This is a genomic window from Enterococcus sp. VV15 (assembly GCF_005236045.1).
GTDB classification, from domain to species: Bacteria; Bacillota; Bacilli; order Lactobacillales; family Enterococcaceae; genus Enterococcus_B; species Enterococcus_B durans.
The window spans coordinates 1-4,212 of sequence record NZ_QPTY01000071.1 but is presented as its reverse complement, the minus strand read 5'-3'; the positions used below and the strand labels follow the sequence as shown (position 1 = coordinate 4,212).

At 34.7% G+C, this 4,212-nt stretch carries 4 protein-coding genes and 1 pseudogene; 3 read left to right on the top strand and 2 right to left on the bottom strand.

The window, feature by feature from the left end; translation table 11 throughout:
* Positions 1 to 164 precede the first annotated feature (164 nt).
* Positions 165 to 440 (bottom strand): DNA segregation protein PrgO, encoded by a 276-nt coding sequence (prgO, locus tag DVW83_RS14235; protein ID WP_001196543.1) that lies wholly within the window; start codon positions 438 to 440, stop codon positions 165 to 167.
* A complete protein-coding gene (locus DVW83_RS14230) occupies positions 412 to 1,365 on the bottom strand; it encodes a ParA family protein (RefSeq protein ID WP_000429439.1) in 954 nt (317 codons plus the stop codon). Before DVW83_RS14230 ends, prgO begins: the two co-directional genes overlap by 29 nt.
* A 611-nt stretch (positions 1,366 to 1,976) precedes the next feature.
* Between DVW83_RS14230 and DVW83_RS14225 the strand changes: the two genes are divergently transcribed.
* The 3 genes and pseudogenes from DVW83_RS14225 to DVW83_RS14215 form a co-directional block, all read left to right on the top strand.
* Positions 1,977 to 3,470 (top strand): primase C-terminal domain-containing protein, encoded by a 1,494-nt coding sequence (locus DVW83_RS14225; RefSeq protein ID WP_000947691.1) that lies wholly within the window; start codon positions 1,977 to 1,979, stop codon positions 3,468 to 3,470.
* A gap of 134 nt (positions 3,471 to 3,604) precedes the next feature.
* Positions 3,605 to 3,901: a replication control protein PrgN gene (locus DVW83_RS14220; protein ID WP_000053907.1), complete on the top strand. Its 297-nt coding sequence runs from the start codon at positions 3,605 to 3,607 to the stop codon at positions 3,899 to 3,901.
* Between the two features lie 236 nt (positions 3,902 to 4,137).
* A pseudogene (locus DVW83_RS14215) lies at positions 4,138 to 4,212 on the top strand (transposase); the annotation flags it as partial.

Below are 4,212 nucleotides of genomic sequence, written 5' to 3'. Positions count from 1 at the left end.
TCATCGTCATTCCTCCTGCTATCTTTTTCTATTATTCTACCTTATTTGATAGTAGATTTAAAACTTTGCAACAGAACCATATTTAGTATAGTAAAAACTAGAAACAATAAAATTTGTGAATGTTGTATACCCCCAAACAATACACATATTTTGAAGGATTAGGATTAATCTTTTGATCGTCTATTATATATAATCCGTTCCTCGTCGTTTAAAGTATCAACATAGGCGTCCATTGCAAGTTTGACTATTTCATACATAGGAATATCTTTTGCATAACTAAGATCCCGAATGGTTTTTAGTACGGGAGGATCTACTTGAACTGGTTTTCTTTCTTTCGCAGTGTACTTTCGTTCCCCTAACTCGACATTAATATCATCTTTAATTGAAATATCTTCAGCACCAATTTTCTTCTTATCTTTGTTCGTTGGTAATAATGCCATTTAGTTTAATCTCCTTTCCAAGAGGTAGGATATGATTGGCCATTGAGTCAGCATATTTAGGTGTATAATCAAATCCTTCAATATCACCATGTTGTTCATAGTATTCAATTCTTTCTTCTAATTCTGTAAAGATGTCTGCAAAAATAGCCCACCATCTTCGATCTACATAATCATTTAATTGGATACCATTCTCACCATACATTTCTAACCGATCCGAGCCTTTAACAATGCTTTTAAAAATGTTTGATTCACCATACTTATCAATTGTTTTTTGATAGTTTGCGTGTTGAGAGGAACGTCGCACTGAGAAAAGAACAGGCAAAATTCCAATGATTTGAAGATGAGACTCTTCAAAATTCGTGACAATCGGAACTAAAACTTTATTAATAAAATCTTCTGTTCCTTCCATTGCGTACCGTTTTAATTCTTGCATTGCAATAATATAATCTGCAGCAGTTAAGAATGCACGAACCACATTATCTGTTGATGGTGGGCAGTCGATAAAGATATAATCGAAATTTTTTCTCAATTCTTCTAAAGGTTTAATGAAGGCCAATGATCTCTTACGACGATCAGGATATTTTTCGGACAAGTATTCATTAAGTTCTTCAGATCCAGGAGAGCCAGCCATAATATATAAATGTGGACTTACTTGAGTAATACCTGAAACCCAGTCCCCTTTTTTGATTGCTGCAGACATGGATCGATCAAAGCTAGTAATTTGATACGTTGATCCAATGTTGGAAGTAGTATTTCTTTGTTGGTCATAATCAATTAGCAACACGTCTTTTTCAAAAAGTTGACTAGAAACAATCGCTAATAAATCATTGTCTGTAGTCTTACCAATGCCGCCTTTTCTACCTGTAAGCATTACAACTTTTCCTAGTTTATCTGATGTTTTAAATGCAGTCCGTAAGTTTTCCATAGTTCCCTCCAATTTCCTATACTAAATATATTTAGTATACTTCATATACTTAATATATTCGATATATCTAATATACTCCAAATTGATAAGAATTCAGACTTTATAAGGAATATAGTGGATATACTAAATATATTTGCTATATTCAGTATATCAGATATATTCAAAATGTCAAAATATATTTGTGCGTTTTGCGTTGACAATTTAGAGTGAAAAGAGGTAAACTTAATTCTATAGAAACCACAGATAATTCACTATTTACAAAGTAGCAAAAGCAGTGGTACTCTTTAAACAGAAAAATTACATAAAAAAAAGAGACGGAAATAATTGATTTTAGCAGAATCAATTATTTCTGAATCACATGGTTAGGACATGTGTTCACGCTCGTCTCAAGAATATGTAAGTAGCTACCAACTACTTATATTAAAAGTTGATCGGATACCTTTTCCGATTGCCTTTATTCTACCAAAAAAAGGCGAGCAACTCAACAGAAGAAAGTTTATTTAGTGTACTTAAATTAAATATTCTTAAACACTGAAGAGAGAACACATACTATGGCTGAGATTAAAGCTAAACTGTGTTCTCTTTTTGTTTGAGAAAGGACGTTACAATCGATGTTGAGCGAAATTTATTCAGCTATTCTTAAAAACGGCTTACGTACATACAAATATCGAAACAGCACCATGAAACCTGCAGGTCATATTGATTCCAGTAGGAGTGGTGCTATCTTTGCGTACCGTAGCAAGCAATTAATGAATGTTGGGCGTGGTATGGTCATTACTTCGGAAGAAGCTATTTTAGAGAACGAAAAGAAACTAACGCATTGGACACCTAATACCTATCGCTTTGGTACTTATGCGGATGATTATCGAACAGTGGTTAAAGGTCATTCTGAGAAAAACTTAAGTCAAATCAACACATTTGTAGTTGATATCGATTCAAAAGAGAACCATCAAGGCGAAATTATTTTAGCCTGTTTAGATCAAGTGGGCTACATGCCAACGCTAATTTTAGAATCAGATCATGGTTATCAAGTTTATTTTGTACTAAAGACACCAGGCTATGTCACAAAGAAAAGCAATTTCAAGGTGATCGATGTAGCAAAAAAAATTTCAAAAACAATTCGTCTACAGTTGGCTGAAAAATTGTCCGGAGTGGATCTAGGATGTAACCACTTCGGAATTGCTCGATTCCCACAAGAAAATAATATTGTTTTTAAAGAAATGAACTATCAGTATTCTTTTGCTGACTGGATTCAATGGTCGATGAAGCTTGAATCAGATCAAAAAACAAAAGAAGATCGAGAACGAAAACTAATTGTCTTTCCTGAGAAAAAAGAAATTCGTCAAGTAGATGAACCGTGGTTCGATATGTTACTTCATAAAGCAAACATCGTCGGCGGAGAAGGACGTCTTGGTCGAAATAATGTGATTTTCACGCTTTCTTTAGCTTATTACTCTTCAGGTTATGCATTGGATACTTGCGAATACAATATGTTCACATTCAACGAACGGTTACAGGAACCGCTATCTGAAGCAGAATTAGTAAAGATTGTACGTAGTGCTTATTCTGGTAATTATCAAGCAGCAAGCAGAGAATTCATTATTGAATTGTGCCAGCAATGGGTTTCACCAACCTTAAAAAATAATGATCTGTTCATTCAACGACGTGGCTGGTGGAAATTTAAAAAGCCACGAGATCAAAGAAAATATAGTCATAAAAATGAATGGAAAGAAGATCTATTGGCTTATCTAAGCGAAAAAAGTCTTGCTAGTGAGCCTTATTTGAACCTGTCAAAAAAAGAATTGGCTTCACAACTAACGATGCCCAAGCGAACACTTGATAAGATCTTAAATGAGTTACGAGAGGAGAATAAAGTCTTCTACAAGGTAACACGAGGAAGAAATGGCGGAATGATCATTGCTTCAGTCAAAACGTTGTTCGCGAGGGTTATTCAACTAAGTAAAGAAAAGAGACTAGATTATTCAACAAGGATCACAGAGGTATTTGGACTCAACGAGAGCTTAGTAGAAGAGACATTTAGACAATTATCAACCCCCTTGAACCCTCTTAAAGAAGTGAATCTTTTTGAAGTAGATACAGGTTGAAAAATAAAAGGTGCAAATTGCCCTATACAATATATCTATGATACTTCTGTAGGTGTTGCTCCCTTTGCCTAGCTACGTGTAGGTGGTATACTTATAACTGCGTATGCAGTCTTATGTATCATGGAGGAAGTTGTATGTCGTTAAAAAATTATGTCTATTCACATCCTGTTAATGTGTTTATCATTGGTCGTTTGGGATTATCTGTGGAAGTGTTCTGTGAGCTTTATGGTTTTAAGCAGGGGACTTTGTCTTCTTGGGTTACCAGGGAAAAAACAGTTGCTTCTTTGCCGATTGAGTTTCTTCATGGGTTGTCCTTAGCTTCTGGGGAGACTATGGATCAGGTATATGATTGTTTGTGTGTGTTAGAGCAGGAGTATATTGAGTATAAAATAGCTAACGAGTTAAGAAAAAGGAAGAAGTATATCCAGTAGTAGTTTTTATTTACTTAAAAAATTGGTTCATTGAGCAACCTATCGCTGCTAAAGTAGCAAAGGAAAACGTTAAAGGAAAGAATTTAGGGAAGAAATCGAAATGAAATCGGACGACTGGATTGAACACACCTGGCTTCCTCTGAAAAGAAATAGCAAACGAAAGAAATTTTGGGTATTGCAATTATGGCCATTAGGAAAACTTTGTAGTTACGGGGCACGACTTATTCTTGATTTAAAGAATTTCAGAATCGTATCACATTACTTTAGTGGAGTGGAATCATGATAAAGACCACGTTCATATTATGTTCAAA

What these genes read in the sequence shown, in the direction of transcription:
- DVW83_RS14230 (WP_000429439.1), bottom strand. Translation starts at nt 1,365, where the DNA reads ATGGAAAACTTACGGACTGCATTTAAAACATCAGATAAACTAGGAAAA.
- DVW83_RS14225 (WP_000947691.1), top strand. Translation starts at nt 1,977, where the DNA reads ATGTTGAGCGAAATTTATTCAGCTATTCTTAAAAACGGCTTACGTACA.
- DVW83_RS14220 (WP_000053907.1), top strand. Translation starts at nt 3,605, where the DNA reads ATGTCGTTAAAAAATTATGTCTATTCACATCCTGTTAATGTGTTTATC.
- prgO (WP_001196543.1), bottom strand. Translation starts at nt 440, where the DNA reads ATGGCATTATTACCAACGAACAAAGATAAGAAGAAAATTGGTGCTGAA.